This window comes from Thiocapsa marina 5811 (assembly GCF_000223985.1).
In the GTDB taxonomy this organism is placed as follows: domain Bacteria; phylum Pseudomonadota; class Gammaproteobacteria; order Chromatiales; family Chromatiaceae; genus Thiocapsa; species Thiocapsa marina.
The window spans coordinates 19,147-38,497 of the sequence record NZ_AFWV01000022.1; the positions used below are offsets into that span (position 1 = coordinate 19,147).

At 62.5% G+C, this 19,351-nt stretch carries 13 protein-coding genes; 8 read left to right on the forward strand and 5 right to left on the reverse strand.

Features of this window, described 5'->3' with window-relative positions:
• Positions 1-495 precede the first annotated feature (495 nt).
• Positions 496-690, reverse strand: coding sequence for a hypothetical protein (locus THIMADRAFT_RS27255; protein WP_158308414.1), 195 nt, complete (start codon positions 688-690; stop codon positions 496-498).
• Positions 691-831: 141 nt separating this feature from the next.
• On the opposite strand from THIMADRAFT_RS27255, the gene THIMADRAFT_RS22665 reads away from it, so the two are divergent.
• The 8 genes from THIMADRAFT_RS22665 (at position 832) to THIMADRAFT_RS22700 (ending at position 13,856) form a co-directional block, all read left to right on the forward strand.
• Complete coding sequence (locus tag THIMADRAFT_RS22665; RefSeq protein ID WP_158308415.1) at positions 832-1,956, forward strand: HAMP domain-containing sensor histidine kinase; 1,125 nt, start codon at positions 832-834, stop codon at positions 1,954-1,956.
• A gap of 35 nt (positions 1,957-1,991) precedes the next feature.
• Positions 1,992-2,630 (forward strand): hypothetical protein, encoded by a 639-nt coding sequence (locus THIMADRAFT_RS22670; RefSeq protein ID WP_139052971.1) that lies wholly within the window; start codon positions 1,992-1,994, stop codon positions 2,628-2,630.
• A 6-nt stretch (positions 2,631-2,636) separates the two neighbouring features.
• The gene (locus tag THIMADRAFT_RS22675) at positions 2,637-4,034 is read left to right on the forward strand and encodes a sigma 54-interacting transcriptional regulator (RefSeq protein ID WP_007195472.1); all 1,398 of its coding nucleotides are present in this window, start codon (positions 2,637-2,639) and stop codon (positions 4,032-4,034) included.
• A 556-nt stretch (positions 4,035-4,590) separates the two neighbouring features.
• A complete protein-coding gene (locus THIMADRAFT_RS22680) occupies positions 4,591-6,360 on the forward strand; it encodes a DUF1800 domain-containing protein (protein WP_007195473.1) in 1,770 nt (589 codons plus the stop codon).
• Between the two features lie 84 nt (positions 6,361-6,444).
• Positions 6,445-7,878 (forward strand): DUF1501 domain-containing protein, encoded by a 1,434-nt coding sequence (locus tag THIMADRAFT_RS22685; RefSeq protein ID WP_007195474.1) that lies wholly within the window; start codon positions 6,445-6,447, stop codon positions 7,876-7,878.
• Positions 7,879-8,305: 427 nt separating this feature from the next.
• Positions 8,306-12,175 carry a DUF3683 domain-containing protein gene (locus THIMADRAFT_RS22690; protein ID WP_007195475.1) on the forward strand — a complete coding sequence of 1,290 codons (3,870 nt, stop codon included), beginning with the start codon at positions 8,306-8,308 and terminating at the stop codon, positions 12,173-12,175.
• 129 nt (positions 12,176-12,304) lie between these two features.
• On the forward strand, positions 12,305-12,631 hold the full coding sequence (locus THIMADRAFT_RS22695; protein ID WP_007195476.1) for a cupin domain-containing protein: 327 nt from the start codon (positions 12,305-12,307) through the stop codon (positions 12,629-12,631).
• A gap of 10 nt (positions 12,632-12,641) precedes the next feature.
• The gene (locus tag THIMADRAFT_RS22700; protein WP_007195477.1) at positions 12,642-13,856 is read left to right on the forward strand and encodes a hypothetical protein; all 1,215 of its coding nucleotides are present in this window, start codon (positions 12,642-12,644) and stop codon (positions 13,854-13,856) included.
• 380 nt (positions 13,857-14,236) lie between these two features.
• On the opposite strand, the gene THIMADRAFT_RS22705 is transcribed toward THIMADRAFT_RS22700, so the two are convergent.
• The 4 genes from THIMADRAFT_RS22705 to THIMADRAFT_RS22720 all read right to left on the reverse strand — a co-directional run bounded on the left by THIMADRAFT_RS22705 (position 14,237) and on the right by THIMADRAFT_RS22720 (position 19,330).
• Entirely contained in the window at positions 14,237-14,821 is a 585-nt protein-coding gene (locus THIMADRAFT_RS22705; RefSeq protein WP_007195478.1) for a hypothetical protein, read from the reverse strand.
• A 104-nt stretch (positions 14,822-14,925) separates the two neighbouring features.
• Positions 14,926-15,720 (reverse strand): DUF2272 domain-containing protein, encoded by a 795-nt coding sequence (locus THIMADRAFT_RS22710; RefSeq protein ID WP_007195479.1) that lies wholly within the window; start codon positions 15,718-15,720, stop codon positions 14,926-14,928.
• Between the two features lie 73 nt (positions 15,721-15,793).
• Positions 15,794-17,608: a hypothetical protein gene (locus tag THIMADRAFT_RS22715; RefSeq protein WP_007195480.1), complete on the reverse strand. Its 1,815-nt coding sequence runs from the start codon at positions 17,606-17,608 to the stop codon at positions 15,794-15,796.
• Between the two features lie 531 nt (positions 17,609-18,139).
• The gene (locus tag THIMADRAFT_RS22720; RefSeq protein WP_007195481.1) at positions 18,140-19,330 is read right to left on the reverse strand and encodes a dicarboxylate/amino acid:cation symporter; all 1,191 of its coding nucleotides are present in this window, start codon (positions 19,328-19,330) and stop codon (positions 18,140-18,142) included.
• Positions 19,331-19,351 lie beyond the last annotated feature (21 nt).

The window sequence follows — 19,351 nt, forward strand, 5'->3', positions numbered from 1 at the left end:
GCCGTCCCGCGGCGCTTCGGTCGTTTCGTGCAACTCAACAACCGCCTGCTGTGGTCGGGACTCTCAAAGATCTTTGACGGCTGCCCGAGGGCGCCTGGAAAATCCGTTAAACAGGGCCACAAACGAGGTTGCGGCCGAGCTGGCGTAATATCTTCCTTGTCAAAGACCGCGGCAGATTATTTGTGAACGTTTGCACGGCCGCGCTGTCTCCAAGTGCGCACTCTATGGTGCGACTGTCACCGTTGCCCCGGCAAGGCGCTGGAAGCTCTATCAGGCCAGCTTAGTGCAGCCGACGTCCCAACCTGCGGGACTCGTTGGGCGATGGTTACTCCTCAAGCAATATCCGCAGTAGTATGGTCGCAGCCGATGGTTTGCGAACGGTGGGGCGCATTGGTTCTTGGTTACAGCGGAGCAGTTGTCGGGCTTACGAGGCCCCTCGCGTGCAGGCAACGGAGGATTCGGATGACTCGTAGGGTCTCGGTCTACCGTCTGTTCTCACTCCTTCAGCTGATCTTCATGGGATTCGCGGTCGTCACTCTGCCCCTTGCCGGCGCGCTCGCCACGGCTTTGGTATCCGTGGATCGTCTTACTTCGCATGGGCAGGCGGCGGTACTCGAAGCGACCCATGCCATCCAGGCGAGCCGCAATCTCGTCGAAGACATGACCGCAGTCGAGCGCTACGCCCGGCAATATCATGTCCTTGGCGACACGGCCTTGCTCGAGTCATACGAGCAGAGGCGCGACAGCTTCTTGAAGACCCTTGGTACGATGAGACGCCTGCAGTTGGGATCCGCCGGCATGGAACGGCTCGTTCAGCTCGATCGAGAGGCCATGACCGTTTTTTCGGTCTTGAAGAACGAGGATTCGGGCAGTCAAGTCGCGCTGGAAGCAATCGAGTCATTTCCGGGTCTTGGAATCCTCGCAAGGAACGTTCTTCACGAGACCATCAGGTCCGTAGCGCATGAAATCGAGCAGATGCAGCGCCAAGCCACTCGATTTCGGCAACACCTTTTGTGGGAGGCATCCGCTCTGATTCCCGCGGCTTTGTTGTTGGCGATTCTTTTCACCGTTGTGATCGCGAGACCGATCCATCAACTTGACCAGGCCATCAAGTCGCTCGGCGCGGGGATTTTCGACCGGCCCATCACGGTATCTGGCCCCTATGATCTTGCAGACCTTGGCCGCCGCCTGAATTGGTTGCGGATTCGCCTGATCGAGCTCGAGGAGCAGAAGACCTTCTTCATGCACCATATCTCTCATGAGCTCAAAACGCCTCTGACCAACATCCGGGAAGGTGTTGCGCTTCTGTCGCAAGACGTCGTGGGTAGGCTGAACGTAGAGCAACAAGAGATTGCGAACATCGTCTGCGCGAATAGTCTCGATCTGCAGCGATTGATAGAGAATCTGCTGAGCGTCAGTCTCGCAAGAGCGGCTTCGCCGATAGCCGATCCGCGGGAGATCGATCTGGATGGTCTGGTGCGTGAGATCGCGGATCGACACAAGCTCTACGCCCGATCCAATGATGTGACGCTCGACTTGGATCTGAACGGCGAGGTCTTATGCACGGATCTGGATCGGTTGACAACGATTCTCGATAACCTCCTCTCGAATGCAATCAAGTTTACGGCGATGCGAAGCCGTGTCCGCGTCATCACGGGCCGGATCGACGGGGATGTCTATGTCGAGGTTCAAGACGAGGGTTGTGGCATCCCTCCAGAAGATCGGGAGCGCGTATTCGAATTGTTTTTCCAAGGTGACCACCCTGGAGCAGGTCATATCCGTGGCAGCGGCATTGGGCTCTATATCGCCCGCGAATATGCTCGGGCCCTCGAAGGGCGATTGCAGGTACTCGCCTCCGAAAAGGGGGCCCGACTACAGCTTCGGTTGCCCGGCCCCAGATCCAAATCGTCAGGTCAGATGGAATCCCCTTTGAGCGGCGCGGGCGTGGAAGGATGAGGCCGAGATTCGCTCAGGAGTGGTGCCGCCGATCATTGCGCCTGAAGGTGCAGAGGACATCCATTGGTGCCGTTTTTGTCTTGGTTGTGGGTTGCACCATGATTCCGGGAAGGACCTCCTCGACGTCCGCTCAAGAGTCGATCGATCTCGGGGTGCTTTTCGATTCCGTTGCCGCCATCCGACACACCAGCCCGGATGTCCTTCGGAAGGCGGCGGCGGAGGCCAACCCGGATCATCCATCCGAGCTATTGCATTGGAGCGTCGTGTTGATCGTGCTCGGTCGCCCATCTGACAAAAAGCGTGCAATAGAGCTGCTCGACACCTATCTGACCCACACGGATCAAGCCCCCGGCTCTGTCTTACTCGCAAACCTTCTACTACAGCAGTTGCAGGACGAGCTCCGACTGCAGAGGAGGGTCGCAAAGGCGATCGGGCAGCGAAACGAGCTCTCCAAACAGTTCGAGGGGCGTAAGGGCGAGCTGCAGGAACGTATACAGGAGTTGGAGGGTCGCGAGCAGCAACTGGAGGGGCGTGAAGAGGAGTTGACGGGGCTTCGGCGGCAACTCGCAGAGCTGGAGACACAATTGGAAGGTCTCAAACGTATCGAGCTTGAGATGCAGGACCGTGCTCTGGCGCCCGATTTGGAGTTACCCCGATTAGAATCACCGAGATGACGACCGATGATAGATCCTTTTCGTATTCTTCTCGTGGACGACGATGCAGGGCTCCTGAGACTTCTCTCCATTCGGCTCAGAGCGGCTGGCCATGTCATCGAAGCCGCGAGCAGCGGCGAGCAGGCGATTGCGCTGCTCCCGCACTTCATGCCGAGTCTAGTCATTACGGATCTCCGGATGGGAGGCCTTGATGGTCTCGCGCTCTTCTCCTCCGTCCAACAGGACTATCCTGGTCTACCTGTGATCATCCTCACCGCCCACGGCAGTATTCCGGAAGCCGTGAAGGCCACGCAGCAGGGAGTCTTCGGATATCTGACAAAGCCCTTCGACGGGCAAGAGCTTTTGGCCGTCATCGGGCGCGCACAGCGCGTTTCGACTGGAGCGGACTCCGTATCCCGTCGATCCGATGGAGCCGATGAGTGGCGTGACGGCATTTTGACCCGGAGTGCGGCCATGGAAGAGGTGTTGCGCCAGGCGTACCTTGCGGCAGGAACGGATACCAACATCCTGATCCAAGGGGAAAGCGGCACCGGAAAGGAGCTGCTGGCGCGCGCGATACATCGGGCAAGTCATCGCGCGAACCGGCCGTTCGTAGCCGTCAACTGTACCGCCATACCTGAGACACTTCTTGAGTCGGAGCTCTTCGGTCACAGCAAAGGTTCTTTCACCGGCGCGACACAGAACCGAAAAGGTCTATTCGAAGAAGCGGATGCCGGTACCTTATTCTTGGATGAAATCGGAGATATGCCGCTCGCATTTCAGGCCAAGCTGCTGCGCGCGCTTCAAGAAGGGGAGGTTCGCCCGGTCGGGGCAAATCGCTCGGTACCCGTCGATGTGCGGATCGTCTCGGCGACGCATCGCGACCTTGACCAGGCCTTGATCGAGGAGCGGTTTCGTAACGATCTTTTTTATCGCCTGGACGTGGTCAGGTTGGCCTTTCCCCCGCTTCGTGAGCGATGTGAGGACGTGTCCTTGCTTGCAAGCCACTTTCTCGCACGGGCCAACGGACGAAACAAAAGACATATCGAAGGTTTCGCACCGGATGCGATGGAGCTGATGATGTCAGCCCCCTGGCCCGGAAACGTGCGTCAACTCCAGAATCTCGTCGAGCAAGCCGCCGCGCTCTGCACCACCGAGATTATCCCAGCCAGTTTGGTGCAGCGCGCCCTTCGCAACGATCTCAACTCAGTGCCTTCCCTGGCCGACGCGCGCGAGCGTTTCGACCGGGAGTACCTCGAAAATCTGCTGCGGATCACCGAAGGTAATGTTGCGAGTGCCGCGCGACTGGCCGGACGGAACCGGACAGAACTTTACAAGCTGCTGCGCCGGCATCGTCTCGAGCCCGCATTGTTCCGTAACTCACAATCCGACGCCAAGCAGCTGTTGCCCGTTGGCCGCAACTGACCGTTCATCGACGAGTTGCGAGGCGTGACTTTGTTGTCGTGGATCGACGACAAAGAAATACCCTACAAAGCAGCTACTTCGGATATCTCATCTCTTCGGCGTCGCCATTGGACGACATGTCTGACAGCCGGCATCTCGGACTTCGATCTTCGCTTCGACGCAAATCACATCACAACAAGGGCTTATCCCGCTTCGATGGCGATGGCACGGGTTTCGCGTAGGCCTGTATGACAGCGCCCCGCGCCCAGCGTAGCACTGTGGATCCGAACCCTGAAGCCGTGGTCAACCGATCGCCGGGTAGTCGACGAACCTGTGGCGTCTCCCGGCAGCAAGCGAAAGTCTGTCTGAAGTCATGATGTAAGAAACTATGGGTGTCGCTCGTTCACCGCACTCACATGCGGGCTGTAGCCGAATCCCAGGAGCCAAGACTTCAGTCCTATCTGAATTGACACAGTCGTCGATGAATATCGACTGGGTCAGTTCACCTCGATATCTGTCCGTGTCACAATCCTTCCGTTACGACTAAATTCTGCGCTTCCATAGGAGACATTAACCAATGCAGACCTTTAAAGGGGCCGGAATGCGCCTCGCCATCGCTCTGATCTTTCTCTTTTTCATTCTCGGGCCAGTCACGGCCGGCACCTTCACGGCAAACAATTCGTCGGAACGTGCGCTGGTCGAATACAAGATCCTCGCGGCGCAGTTCCTGAACATGGCGACGTTTGGCCCAACATCAGCCGACATTGACGCGCTGGCAAGCCGAATGCAGAGAATCGGTGTCGATGATGCACGCGAGGAGTGGATCGATAGGCAGTTCGCGCTTCCGATCTCCGGGCACCTCTCCCTTGCACAGCAGCTCATTCGCGAGTCCGGGCGCTCGTCCACCTTTAAGACCGAGAATAGAGCCAGGATTCACTCATGGTGGCAAAATGCGCTCGCCGCTCCCGATCAACTTCGCCAAAGGGTCGCTTGGGCGCTCGCACAAATCTGGGTCGTTGGAGGGGCTCCGAATGCGCTGTTTATTGGCACGGCGGATTACTATGACGTGCTACTTCAGAACAGCTTCGGAAACTACCGTGACCTTATGGAGGATGTCACGCTTCACCCGGTCATGGGTGTCTATCTCGACCATTTCCGAAACCGCAAGCCAGACCCCGCACTCAACAGATTTCCCGACGAGAACTATGCTCGCGAGTTCCTGCAGCTGTTCACCATAGGCCCGTTCGAGCTGAACCGGAACGGGGAGTGGAAAATCTCGGCTGATGGCGAGTTCGTCCCATCATACGATAACGCGGATATCGAGTCATTCGCCCGTGTTTTCACTGGATTCGGGTCCGGTACGGCGAATGACTTCTGGCAACCACCAGATGAACTTACACCGATGAGGATGTTCGAAAGCGAACATGATAAAGATCGCAAAGAGCTGCTTCAGGGCCGGGTTCTTCCGGCTGGGCAAGGAGGTATGCGGGATGTGAAGGATGCTATGGACAACGTCTTCGAGCATCCGAACGTGGGGCCATTTATTGCTAGACTCCTTATTCAGCGCCTGGTGATGTCGAACCCGCCCAGGTGGTACGTAAACCGCGTTGCCCGCGCATTTAATGGCGATGACGGCGGGGCGAGAGGTGACATGCGGCGTGTAATCAAGGCCATCTTGCTCGACCCGGAGGCATCACGTGGGTTATCCATCACCCGGCCGTCGGCGCTGAGCATCACCGCGACCTCTGGCGTTTCACACCGCTCTCGACTCCAGGAGCCGGTGGTGCGGTATGCATCCCTGGTGCGGGCGTTTAACCCGAGCAGTAATTGCCCGAGGGGTCGTTTGATTCTTGACGGCGCGGTGGGAGCTTTTGATCAAGGCCCTTATGCCTCTCCGAGCGTCTTCAATTTCTACCTGCCTGATTTCAGACCGGGAGGTAAGCTGCAGGAATACACCCACCCATCGCTCCGCGACGGCGTCCTTGTTGCGCCTGAATTTCAGTTGTTGACCTCAAGCGGGGCAAATCGCTTTTCGAACCGAATCTACGGGGATGTCAGGTCTGAAGCGATCTCGGTCAATACGATTGCTGGCCAGAGATGTCGGGTGCAATTGGACCTGACTCGGGAAAAGCAGTTGGCGCTTTCGAACCCAGCGGAATTAATGCGCCACCTCGACTTGCTCCTCTGCCAGGGTACGATGAGCGACAGTAGCCGCCGTGTAATCGAGGAGGAGATTGTGAGTGCAACCAACCTGCGTTGGTTGAGCCAGAATCAAAAGGCACAGCTCCGGGCAACTAGTGCGGTGATTGCAACGACGCTCTCTCCTGACTGCGCGATTTCGCCTTGACATGGTGAGGGGCGTCATTCGCACGATTTACTCGATGTCCATCATTCCAAAGCGTTTTACGCAGTGTACTACTAGGGGCAAACCATGAAACCGAAACGTCCAGTCATTGCTCGCGAACTACCCTCGCCGAGCCGTCGTCAATTCCTGAGGCTCTCCGGTGGCTGCGCAGGGTTGTTGTCCACCTCGCTGGTGTCGAGCATCATCAACTTGAAGATGACCAACGCTGCGTACGCTGCCGCCGGGGATACATCGGGATATAAGGCTCTCGTTTGCGTGTTTTTGCTTGGCGGCAACGACAGCTGGAATATGCTTGTTCCCTACGAGTCCGGTGAATATAACGACTACGCCGGGATCCGTCGGGATCTGGCGCTTAGGCGTTCGAGTCTGCTTCCGATTACGGATACGCAGACCGGACGCCGCTTCGGCGTTCATCCGAGGATGAACGAGATCCGTAATCTTTACAATCGCGGCAACTCGCCGCTCGCTTTTGTGACGAATGTCGGCAGCTTGATCGAGCCCACCGACAAGCAAGGTTTTGTTTCCGGTCGAAATCTTCCGGTCAGCTTGTTCTCGCATTCTGACGAGCAACGTCATTGGCAGACTTCTTTGCCCCAATCGGCCGGACAAGAAACGGGCTGGGCCGGACGAATGGCCGACATCCTCACGGACTCCGTCAACGACGATCCAGCGGTCGGGATGAACATCGCGCTCAACTCGCTGAATGTTTTTCAGACGGGCAGGAGAGTGTTGCCATATGTGGTCGGTGCCGATGGTGCGATCCCCTCCAACTATTACAAGGGTAGCGGTATTGCCAACAGCATCTTGACTAAAATCAGCGACCGGCTGCTGACCGACGCCTACGCCAATGAATTCGAGGGAGCCTACGCGCTGGCGCATCGCGAAGCGATCGACCTGAGTGAAGAGTATGATCGCGCGACCCGCGGGGCGACAGTGAGAACTGCCTTCCCTCGAACCGACCTTGGGGCACAGCTACGTCAGGTTGCTCGTGCGATCGCCGCGCGCGGCGCGCTCGGGCACAGGAGACAGACCTTCTTCGTCTCGATGGGAGGATGGGATCATCACGACGAGTTGCTCAATGCCCAAGCCGCTATGCTCCCGGAACTCAGCCAGGCCCTCGCCGCTTTCTACGAGGCGACGGTCGAGTTGGGGGTCGATCAGGACGTCGTAACCTTCACGGCCTCGGATTTCGGTCGAACGTTATCCTCAAACGGCAACGGATCGGACCACGCCTGGGGCGGAAACCAGATCATCATGGGGGGTTCCGTGGTCGGTGGCCGGTTGTACGGCGACTATCCCGAGACGCTACGTGCGGGCTCAGAACTCGATGTCGGGCGCGGACGGTTGATTCCCACGACATCGGTCGATGAGTACAACGCAGAGCTCGCGCTGTGGTTCGGGGTTCAAAACAACAGGGACCTCGACGAAATTTTGCCGAACATCCGTAACTTCGACTTCCCTCGCGGGATCGCCAATGGACCGCTCGGGGCGCTGGTTTAAACGCGGCTTAGCTTGGGGGGAAGCTGGGGGAAGGGATTGCGCCTTGGCACGATGTCCCGGATGACTTAGTGACGATTCAGAAACAAGGTGAACACCTAGTTCACGGATGGGTAGAGCGCAGCGAAACCCATCCACCCCCGCTCAAGCGTCGATTCCGGGGCGCGGCGCGCAAAAGATGGGTTTCGCTGCGCTCTACCCATCCTACGTGTTTCGGTTATTTCTTAACCGTTCCTCAACGGCCTGCGTGGGCGGTCGATCGATCGGGTCTCTGCGGCGGGCGATGATGCCGTGGACGGTGGCGGGCACTCGAACCGTCGTTTCGACCGGTCTGCTCAACCCGCCCTCGTCGGCAACATGGTCATGGCGGGTCTCCTTTGCTGTACCATTTTGTGCAGTGCAAGAAACAATCGCCGATGATCAGATCCATATGACCGCAGCTGTCCAGCAACGGATCCGCGAGATCCCCTACAACTACACCTCCTTCTCCGACCGGGAGATCGTCATCCGGTTTCTCGGCGAGCCGCTGTGGCGGTTGATCGAGGAGCTGCGCGTCAGCCGCCGGACCGGACGTTCGGCGCGGATGCTCTTCGAGGTGCTCGGGGACATGTGGGTGGTGACGCGCAACCCTTACCTACAGGACGACCTGCTCGACAACCCGGAGCGTCGCCGTTTGCTCCTGCAGGCGCTGACGCATCGGCTCGATCAGTTCGAGCTGCGGCTCAACGACAATCGTCGGGCCGGCGAGCTTCTGACTGCGGCGCGGGCCGCGGTGCAGCGCTTCGGGGACTGGTTCGAGCAGGAGAAGAGCCAGCGCGCGCGTCTGCGCAAGGCGCTCGTGGGGATCACGCACAAGGACAACCTGGATTTCGGCGGTCTGGCGCGGGTCTCGCACGCAACGGATGCGACCGACTGGCGCGTGGAGATGCCCTTCGTGGTCATCTCGCCGGACACCGAGGCGGAGGTCGCGCCGATCGTGGGCGCCTGTATCGACGCGGGTTTGACCTTGATCCCGCGCGGCGGCGGCACGGGCTACACGGGATCGGCGGTGCCGCTTCAGGCGAAGACGGCCGTCATCAACACCGAGAAGCTGGAAGACCTCTCGGGTGTGGAGCGGATCGCGCTGCCCGGCGTCGAGGGCGCGGTGCCGACGGTGCGCTGTGGCGCCGGGGTGGTCACGCGTCGGGTCTCGGACCTGGCCGACCGGTCCGGTCTGGCGTTCGCGGTCGATCCCACGTCGCAGGATGCCTCCTGCATTGGCGGCAACGTGGCCATGAACGCGGGCGGCAAAAAGGCCGTGCTCTGGGGCACGGCGCTCGACAACCTGGCCTCCTGGCGGATGGTGACGCCCGATGCAGATTGGCAGGAGGTCGAGCGTCTGGATCACAACCTCGGCAAGATCCATGAGCAACCGCTGGTGCGCTTTCGCATCCGGCGCTTCTTGCCTGACGGTGTGACGCCGAAGGGCGAGCCCGAGATCCTGGAGATGCCCGGCTCCGCCCTGCGCAAGGTCGGTCTCGGCAAGGACGTGACGGACAAATTCCTCTCCGGTCTGCCCGGCGTTCAAAAGGAAGGCTGCGACGGGATCATCACCTCGGCACGCTTCGTCCTGCATCGGATGCCGGACCATGCGCGCACGGTCTGTTTGGAGTTCTTCGGGACAGATCTGGATCTGGCCGTGCCGGCGATCGTCGAGATCAAGGACTATCTCGAAGCCTTGTCTGGCGTGCAGCTGGCCGGGCTCGAACATCTCGACGAGCGCTATGTCCGCGCTGTGGACTACACCACCAAGGCGGCGCGTCGCGAGCTGCCCAAGATGGTGCTGATCGCGGATCTGGTGAGCGACGACGAGGCGTTGGTCGATCAAGCCGCCGCGCAGGTGGTGACGCTCGCCAAGGCCCGCGATGGCGAGGGCTTCATCGCGATCAGTCCGGAGGCCCGCAAACGCTTTTGGCTCGACCGCGCCCGCACCGCCGCCATCTCGCGTCACACCAATGCTTTCAAGATCAACGAGGACGTGGTGATCCCGCTCGACCGGCTCGGCGATTACAGCCGCGGTATCGAACGGATGAACATCGAGCAGTCGATCCGCAACAAGGACGCCATCATGGCGGCGCTGCTTGAGTATCTTGCGGGTGATCTCGGCGGTGATCTTGCCGGGGCGCGCGGGGAGGGCGAGTATCAGGACTCGGCCGAGGCCGTCGCTATCCTGAGTGCCAAGCGCGATGCGGCGCGCGAGGCGGTCCAAGCCGCGCGGCAGCGCTGGCAGACCATCTTGAGTGATCTGGACGAGCCCGCCTCGGCACATCTCGATCGACTGAGCGACACCGAGAAGGCCCGTATCCGCGAGGGCGACACCCTGCTCTCCATGATGCTTCGTCGCGATCTGCGTCAATCGCTGCGCGCCGAGGTGGCCGATCGACTCAACGAGATCTTCTCGGGCCAGGATCTGGCTCGCGTGCGCGAGCGCCTGACCGAGATCCACGCCCGAGTGCGCGACTCCCGGCTCTTCATCGCGCTGCACATGCATGCCGGCGACGGCAACGTGCACACCAATATCCCGGTGCATTCATCGGACTACGCCATGCTTCACGAGGCCGACCGCCTGGTCGCGCGCATCATGGCGCTGGCGAGCGATCTGGGCGGGGTTATTTCGGGCGAGCACGGCATCGGCATCACCAAGCTGCAGTTCCTCGAGCGCGAGAAGCTCGACGCCTTCGTGGCCTACAAGCAGCGCGTCGACCCGCACTCGCGCTTCAATCCGGGCAAGCTGATGCCGGGCTCCGGGCTGGAAGGTGCCTACACGCCGTCGCTGCGGTTGGTGCAGCAAGAGGCCATCATCCTCGAGGAGACCGAGCTCGGCGCACTCAACGACGACGTCAAGCACTGCCTGCGCTGCGGCAAGTGCAAGCCCAAGTGCATGACGCATGTGCCGCGGGCCAATCTCAACTATTCGCCGCGCAACAAGATCCTGGGCACCGGGCTCATCATCGAGGCCTTCCTCTACGAGGAGCAGACCCGTCGCGGTCTCTCGCTGCGCCATTTCGATGCCATGAACGACGTGGCGGATCACTGCACGGTCTGTCACAAGTGTCTGAATCCCTGTCCGGTGAACATCGACTTCGGCGATGTCACCATGCGGATGCGGCGCATCCTGATCGATCGCGGGAAGAAGCGTTTCAACGCCGGCTCCTGGGCGGCGATGCAGTTCCTCAATGTCACGGATCCCCGTGCCGTGCGACTGCTCCGCAAAGGGCTGGCGCAGTGGGGGTTTGCGGGGATGAATCTCGGCCATCGTGTCGCCAAGGCGCTGCGGATGACGGCAAAGCGTACCGCCAAGCCGGGTGCAACCAGTCATCGGCCGATGCTCGCGAGCCAGGTCGTGGATCTGGTCAGTCGACCGATCCGGGTCGAGCTGCCCAAGCGGACCTTTCGCCAGATCCTGGGGCTCGAGGACAAGACCCAGGTGCCGATCCTGCGCGATCCGCGGGTGGCGGCGGAGGACGCCGAAGCGGTCTTCTACTTCCCGGGCTGCGGCTCCGAGCGGCTCTTCTCGGATGTCGGGCTCGCCACGCTCGCGATGCTCTACGAGCAAGGCGCTCAGACCGTGCTGCCGCCCGGTTATCTCTGCTGCGGTTATCCGCAGCGCTCGGCCGGGCTCGAAGACCGAGGACGCCAGATCACGATGGAGAATCGTGTGCTCTTCCACCGGGTCGCCAATACGCTCAATTACATGGACATCCGTACAGTCGTCGTCTCCTGCGGGACCTGTATGGATCAGCTGCTCAAGTACGAGTTCGAGCGCATCTTCCCCGGCTGCCGTCTGCTCGACATCCATGAGTGGTTGATGGAGAAGGGCGTGAGTCTGGAGGGCGTTAAAGGGGTTCAATATCTCTATCACGATCCCTGTCACTCGCCCATGAAGACCCATGCGCCGCTCAAGGTGGCGGCGAGTCTGATCGGCCAGTCGGTGATGCTCTCGGATCGCTGCTGCGGGGAGGCTGGCACGCTCGGAACCTCGCGTCCGGATATCGCCAACCAGGTGCGGTTCCGCAAGCAGGAGGAGTTGACCGCGGGGATTCAGGCGCTGACGGGGCAGGACGTCGTCCGCGCCGGCGAGGTCAAGCTCTTGACCTCGTGTCCGGCTTGCCAGCAGGGTCTCGCCAAGTACACCGACGACACGGGTCTGAAGACCGACTATATCGTGGTCGAGATGGCCGACCGCATGCTTGGCGAGGGCTGGCAGCAGCGGTTTCTGGATCAGGCGCAGGACGGCGGGATCGAGCGCGTCTTGTTGTAGGGCTGAACCGCGTCCGGTGCTTCCTTGATGGTTGCGGATTGCGACGGGCGTCGAGGCTAAAGTCGGACTTGGCGAGACGCAGTTCAGGTTCGGTTGTTTTGAATCCTTCCTCGACGAGGGCTGACCGGGATGTTGCGCAACCTTTTTCAAGACCTCCCCCGGATCGATCGCGGCGAGGCGTTCGAGGAGCTGTTGCGCTGCTCCAACGTTCGGATCGAGCGCATCCTGAGCAGCGATCGCCCCGAGTCCGTCCTCTACGATCAGGTCCAGGACGAGTGGGTCTGTCTGCTGCAAGGCGAGGCGGAGCTCTGGGTCGACGGAGAGACGCTCACCATGCGCTCGGGCGACTATCGGTTCATCCCGGCGGGAACCCCGCATCGCGTGAACAAGACGTCGACCGACCCCCGCTGCCTTTGGTTAGCCGTCCATATTCACGACCATTCGACCGAAGCTTGAGGGCGACCTGATGGACCCGGCACGCGACGCGATCCCGGATCAAGAACTGCGACCGCTCGTCGATCGTCTGCTGCTCGAGCAGGGGCGGCTCGATCCACTGGAGCTTCTGCTCGCGGCCGACCTGCTTGGCTACGAGGACTATGTCGCCTGGCGGACCGGGGGGCGGTCGGATCTGCAGGGGGTCCTGCGTGCCTCACCCAAGGCGATTGCTGGGTTCCTGGAGGATGCAGGGGTCTATGCTCGCGGACAGAAGCTCGTGGCCGTCGCGCTTTCGCACAACGCGTGGGGCGATCGGGAGCGTCCCTTGTCGATCGGTCCGCACACGGAGCTGTCCCGCGCCTGCACGCTCGTCTATGCGCCGCCCCCGGAGCGTTGTCAGCTGGACCTGTTTCAGGACAGCACCGCGCTGCTGCTCGAGGAGGAGGTCCGCACGGCCTTGGTCGAGCACCGCATGGATCGTGCGCGCGATCGGGTCGCCCGATTGATGCACCATGAGCCGGGGCATCCAAGACTCGGCGGCTTTCTCCGTTTGATCCAGACCCTCGACGACGTCGATGCGGTCGGGCGCGACGGACGTGTCGAGGAACGATGGCGCGAGCTGGAAGGGATCGGGCCTTTGGCCGGAGAGCTGCTGGGTCATCGGGCACGCGATTTCCTGGGGACCCTCTGGGCGGGGCTGGCCGAGTGCTTGACCGGGCGTGCCTTCGGTCCGGGTTCGGGTGACTTCCACGCGGCGATCGCCTGGACCCGGGCAGGGCGATGGGAGCGCGCGCGAGAGGCGATCGAGTCCGAGCCCGACTGGCTCGACCAACCGGTGCTGGTCCTCGTCCATGCCGAGGCCTGCTGGCGCGTTCGCGATCCGTTCGGTGCGCGCCGAGACTGGTTGTGGCTCTGTCGTGAATATCCGTCGGCAGCGGAGCGCGCCTTTCGTGCCCCGGCGTTTCCGGATCGTCGTCTGGCCGATCTCTGGGCGGCGTTCGGCGACCTCGGACTCGAGGACGAACTGGCGACCGAGGATTTCCCCGCCTGGCTTCTGTTGGAGGATCCGAAGGCCTTTGCGGTGATCCGCGAAACGGGCGACACGTCCAGCGACGATCGCGCGACCGCATACCGTCTCTTGCATGCGCTTGTGAGCGGCGACGATACCATCGACCGGCGACGCGAGCTGGGCGAGATCCAACCAATTCTGCTGAAGCAGTTCTTGGCGTATCGAAGGCACGCTTAAGCCGGCAGTCGAGCGGACAAAGGCGTCGCCTCGCCGAGCACGCAGAATGCGGCGGTACGGTTTACGCGTGCAACGCCGCGCAATTTCCGGCGCCCTTCGCACCCGGGTCCACGGCAGACTGAAGTCCGCCTCCCCGGGTGCCGACTGAAGTCGGCGTACCGGGGAGGCAGTATCGAGACTTCCGGGGGACTCAACCGCGTCCAGAGCGAGATGCTCACTTTAGCGTGAGTTCGACGTCGGGTGCATCCACGGCTCTTAGCGGAGACGCGGTTTCGAATTTTATATCTTTTAATACTTTAAACCGCGCCGGCTCCGAGAATGATCGGAGCCGGCGCGGCCAAACCAAATCAACAGACGACGCATGCCGCGCTGGGCGCGGTTTAGCGACACGGCGCAAAGAAGGCGTTGCTCATGGCCTCCTCGCACTGTTTCCCGCTCTCCGTGACGCGGCCTGGATCGGCTCCTTTAAGCCACTCCTCCTGTTCCATTTGACGGAGTTGGCGCGCGGCCTCGCAAGCGGGCTCCTGCCAACAGGTGCGGGCGGCGCCGCAGACTCGGAGCACCAGTTGCTCGCAAGGCGAGGCGCCCGTAAGGCGTCCGCCGGTCGGCTGCTTGGCCTCGCCTTCGTCGGCTTCGACCGCCTCCGGTGCTTCTGTGTCGGATGCGGCCGGCTCGCTCGGCGCGCCGCTCGGCGCCAGCATATCGGTCGTCGGGACCACGCGGCCGCCTTCGATGCGGATGACCGAGCCGTCTTCCAGTCGGTGTACGCCGTCCCAGAGTTGCGTGCGACGACCGTTCTGATCGAGGACCGGGCGGTTGGTGCGTGGATCGACCTCGACCTGACCGCCGCGTTGCAGGGGTGCTGTCCAGGGCTCGTCGGCATGAGCGTGGAAGACGAAGAGCAGAAGGATCGCGGGAACGGCGCCGAGGCATGCTGTCCAGGGCTGTCTTTCGATGTTGTTCATGGTCACCTCCGCTGACCTGATTACGGAACGATTCAAGGCAACATGAGCAGGTCGGTGTGGCGCGCTGCGCTTTGCCTAACGGACGAGCGTCATGCAGCGCGACCTCAGAGCCGATTCTCCATCACCAGAAACCAGGGCCGGCGCGTCACGGGCTTGAGCCGACCGCGGTCGTCGAGCTCGAGGACGCTCTTGGAGACCGAGTTGCGCACGTTCCCTCCGATGACGTCCAGTGTCTGGCCGTTTCTCCCGACCACGAGGTCGCAGTGGGTTTCCGCACCCTGGAGCATCCAGGCGCTGGTATAGCCGTCGACCGGTCGCAACGGCGTGCGGCCGCGCCCTGCGCAGACCAGGTCGCCCGGCTCGGGGCTGTAGTCCTGAATCCGCCGGGGGACGAAGTAGCGACCCGGATAGCTCGCCTCCTCGACCATCGATGAGAGATAGACCCAGTGGGCGCTCGCCGGGCGGAACTGGCTCGTCGGTACGCCCGCACTCTGCATCACCCAGCTGATGAAGGCGGCCGACCAGGGTTGCCGGCAGTCCAGTCCGTCGAGCGTCGGCTTGTTGACGGCACGCCAGTAGAGGTTGACCCGACTGACATGGGTGTAGTCGTCCTCCCAGGCGCCGACGTGAGGGATGCTCTCCTCGTTGCCCTTGAAGACCACGACCTGGCGATCGAACTGCTCCCACTCGCGGGTTGCACGTTGGATCATCGCCTGTTTGAGCCCCGGGTTGGGCGAGGGCGCCCGGCCGATCGGGCGTCCGGCCCAGGTTCCGGGCGCCTCGCCGGGACGCGGGCCCGGGGCCCCGCAGGCGACCAACGCGAGGCAAACCGCGACAGAGGCTATTCCGAGCAGGGCCTGCTCGGGTCGGCATGGCACGGAGGGACAACTGCTGGGCATGGGACGGACTCCGTTTGGGCGCAGCCGGGCGTGGGTGTCGAATGCGTCTGTTCAGCCGATCGAGAAGGTTGCGCTAACGCGGCGGGCGGACCGCCTCGCGGAACCAGGGACGATACTCCTCCATGCGCGCACGCTGGTCCGCCGGTGCACGCCGCCGACAGGTCGACTCATCGGGCGAGCCCGGGGATGCGCCCCAGCGCCGCTCCACGCAGTCGTTCGGGTTGTAGGCCATCTCAAGCTCGGCGCGGCGGCTGAAGATCTCTCCGAGACTCAGCCGCCAGGGCGTGCCGTCGCTGCGGGTGTAGGTGATGAACCGCTCGCCCATTCTCTGTGCATTCATCCGTTCGATCCGCGCGGCGGCATCGCTCGGCGAGCGGCCCTGCAGCACGAAGAGCTCCGGGTAACGACGGATGCGCTCGGGCAGGTCTGCGAGCACCTTCATGGCGATCAAGAGCCGCATGTCGCGCGAGGGCGTGGCGTAATCCTCCCAGGGGCCGGTGGTCTCGAAGATGGCGGGTCCGCTCGGCATCGGGATGGTGATGCCGGGTCGGCTGCGCACGTAGGCCTCGCCGTTCTCGACCGAGGTCACGCGTGTTTCGAGCTGCTCCATTAAGGCGTCCAGCGTCGCGGTGTAGGCAACCTCGGGTTCGAGGCCGCGCGGGTTGACGAGCCGTTGCATGCGGGCATAGAAGTCTGCCGGCGACAGTGCGGCTTGCTCGAGGGAGAAGGGCGGCAGACCGGATCGACCGTCGATCGCGTTGTTGGGCATCTGGCGCACGCCGCTGCCTGTCTGAACCACCGGCCTGAACGCCTTGAAGCCCGGTCCCGCGCTCGGGGTTTGGGCGAACAGAAAGGTGCCCTCCCAGAACCGCTTGCGCGTCACGGAGTTGTCCGGCTGGGCGTCGACGGCGAGCAGGAGACCGCTCTCCCGGCCGCGTTGGGGCAGCCATTTTACGATCACCATGATGTGACCGTAGGGGTCGGCGAAGATGGTCCCGGGCCAGAGTGTCGAGCGATCGAGCGCGACCGGATAGAAGTCGGTCGCGTCGTCGCGAAGCGCGGTGCGTGCACTGCCTGAATGGACCGTGTTCATCATCGAGCGGCTGGCCTCGCGAAAGACCTCGGCGGATGCCCCCTGGTCCATGGAAGCGCCGACGAAGCGCGTCTCGGCGACAGGTGCCTGGCAGGTCGGAGCGCTGCTCCGGCTCCCGCGCGTGCAGGGTCGGTAGGCGACCGGCAGGCCGAGCTTCCAAGCGAAATAGGTCCGCAGGAAGTAGGGCAGGTCGGCGCAATCAGGCTCGGCTGGGAGGCTGTGGTCCTCGCCGTTGCCGAGATAGTTGAAGAGCAGGTTTCGCGCGGGGTCGCGCAGCACGGGGCCGAGCGAGTCGAAGCTCAGCAATTGCTCGGGCGGGGCCTCGAAGAGGTGCTCGATCCAGGCCGAGTAGAATGCCTCCGTCGCCAGGTCCCACTCGCCGCTGCCGCGCTTGCTCCCTTGCGTGCGATCTCTGCCGCCGACCCTCACCTCGGCGCAACCCGCGACCCGCCCTGCGCGCGTGGTTTCGATGCGATAGATCCCGGCGACCGGGCGAAACTGTGTCCCGTAGAGACTCCATGGCGGTCCGCCGCCGTGGGCTGTGCGCAAGCTGGTTTGGCGGCCGGCGGGGTCCGTGATCAGTACCTCGTCGAGATCGGCGTCGGTAGCGACCGCGATGATCTCCAGCGGCGCGCCCGGACTTGGTTGCAGCGGAGCGGTCCAGATCCGCACCTCCTTGCCTTCTCGGCAGGCGTCCGCGGCGCGCGCCGTGTCGGGGAGCACGGCCCCGAGCAAGGAGAGACCGACGATGGCCAACGATGGGATCAGCAATCGGATGGAGCGAGGAGTCGACATGGACTAAACCGGCCCGGCGCGTGGTGTGTCGAGTCTATCCCGAGCGGGCCCGCGATGGGAGTGGTCTCGGGTATGCCCGGGAGCGCACGTAGGGTGCGGTGAGGATACGAACCGCACCATGTGGCCATCGAGCCGCGTATCGGTGCGGTTCCTGCGTCACCACACCCTACGCCTTTGTTCTCGCACACGTCGGGTGCGGTGAGGAGACGAACCGCACGGCGCGATCATCGAGCCGCCTATCGGTGCGGTTCCTGCGTCACCACACCCTACGCCTTTGTTCTCGCCCATGTCGGGTGCGGTGAGGAGACGAACCGCACGGCGCGATCATCGAGCCGCCCAACGGTGCGGTTCCTGCGTCACCACACCCTACGCCTTTGTTCTCGCCCATGTCGGGTGCGGTGAGGATACGAACCGCACGGCGCGATCATCGAGCCGCCTATCGGTGCGGTTCCTGCGTCACCACACCCTACGCCTTTGTTTTCGCACACGTCGGGTGCGGTGAGGAGACGAACCGCACCGTGCGATTGCAGCTCAGCCTCGCCGAAGGTCGCGGTCGACAAGGGCGGCGACAACCAAGTCCCCCCAGACGTTGACGGCCGTGATCGGATAGTCGAAGAAACGATCGACGACGAGATAGAGGGCGAGATAGGTCTGCGGCAGGCCGAGCAGGTCGAGCATGAAGGCCATCAGTGCAATGCCGCCTCCGGGGATGCCGGCGGTGCCGGCGGAGGAGGCCATGGTGAGCAGAACGATGAAGAGCGCCTGCGCGGCACTGAGATCAACCCCGGCGAGCTGGGACATAAAGATGAGCAGGATCGACTGGTAGAGGGCGGATCCGTCCATGTTGAGCGTAGCGCCCAAGGGCAGACTGAAGGCCGTGACACGCTCGCTCACGCCCGTGTCTTCCAGTGCCTGCTTGGAGACCGGATAGGTCGCGGCGCTCGAGGCGGTGGAGAGCGCGGTCATTAGCGGGGCACGGCAGGCGGCGACGAAGCGCCAAGGCGAAGACCCCGTGCGCAAACGAAACAGGGTCGGCAGAAAGACCCCCGCATGCAGCACCGCGGCCAAGGCCACCGCCCATACGAATGCGTGCAGCTGGAAGACCTCGGCCCAGTCCATCCCGGCGAGTCCGTCGTAGATCAAGGCCGCGATGCCGACGGGTGCAAGTGCAAGAACCCCGCGCAGGACCTGCATCAGCAGGGCGTCCGCGGCGCGTGCACCGGCGAGCAGGGTCTCGCGCTGTTCTCCTGCGATGCGCCGCGAGGCAATCGCCAACACGATGGCAACGAACACGATGTGCAGGATGTTCCCGTCCGCGAGCGAGGCGAAGAGGTTGCTCGGGACGAGGTTCGCAACTAGGTGCTCGATACTAAAACTTGCCGCGCCCGGCTCGACCTGCTCGAGCCGGAGCAGCCCCGCCGGGAGCTCGCGCGAGAACGCCAGCCCGATCAGTGTCCCCAGCCCGGCGGCAACGGCGGAGGTCGTGACATAGTAGAGCAAGGTCCGTCCGCCGATGCGCCGCAGCTCGCGCCCGCCCGAGAGCGAGGCATAGATGGAGACCAGGATCAGCGGCAGGATCAGCAGCTTGAGGATGGAGATAAAGACCTGCCCGATCCAGGCCACGTTGGGCGCACCCTCCGGGACGAGCAGCGCGAGCACGATGCCGAGCAGCAAGCCGACGGGGACCGAGTAGAGTCGGCGCAAGGGCCCAGTGATTGGCATGTCGCTCCTCGCCGGCTCGCG

Excerpts from the sequence above, each read along its gene's own strand:
- THIMADRAFT_RS22665 (WP_158308415.1), top strand. The coding sequence starts at position 832 with ATGACCGTTTTTTCGGTCTTGAAGAACGAGGATTCGGGCAGTCAAGTC.
- THIMADRAFT_RS22675 (WP_007195472.1), top strand. The coding sequence starts at position 2,637 with ATGATAGATCCTTTTCGTATTCTTCTCGTGGACGACGATGCAGGGCTC.
- THIMADRAFT_RS22680 (WP_007195473.1), top strand. The coding sequence starts at position 4,591 with ATGCAGACCTTTAAAGGGGCCGGAATGCGCCTCGCCATCGCTCTGATC.
- THIMADRAFT_RS22685 (WP_007195474.1), top strand. The coding sequence starts at position 6,445 with ATGAAACCGAAACGTCCAGTCATTGCTCGCGAACTACCCTCGCCGAGC.
- THIMADRAFT_RS22690 (WP_007195475.1), top strand. The coding sequence starts at position 8,306 with ATGACCGCAGCTGTCCAGCAACGGATCCGCGAGATCCCCTACAACTAC.
- THIMADRAFT_RS22695 (WP_007195476.1), top strand. The coding sequence starts at position 12,305 with ATGTTGCGCAACCTTTTTCAAGACCTCCCCCGGATCGATCGCGGCGAG.
- THIMADRAFT_RS22700 (WP_007195477.1), top strand. The coding sequence starts at position 12,642 with ATGGACCCGGCACGCGACGCGATCCCGGATCAAGAACTGCGACCGCTC.
- THIMADRAFT_RS22705 (WP_007195478.1), bottom strand. The coding sequence starts at position 14,821 with ATGAACAACATCGAAAGACAGCCCTGGACAGCATGCCTCGGCGCCGTT.
- THIMADRAFT_RS22710 (WP_007195479.1), bottom strand. The coding sequence starts at position 15,720 with ATGCCCAGCAGTTGTCCCTCCGTGCCATGCCGACCCGAGCAGGCCCTG.
- THIMADRAFT_RS22715 (WP_007195480.1), bottom strand. The coding sequence starts at position 17,608 with ATGTCGACTCCTCGCTCCATCCGATTGCTGATCCCATCGTTGGCCATC.
- THIMADRAFT_RS22720 (WP_007195481.1), bottom strand. The coding sequence starts at position 19,330 with ATGCCAATCACTGGGCCCTTGCGCCGACTCTACTCGGTCCCCGTCGGC.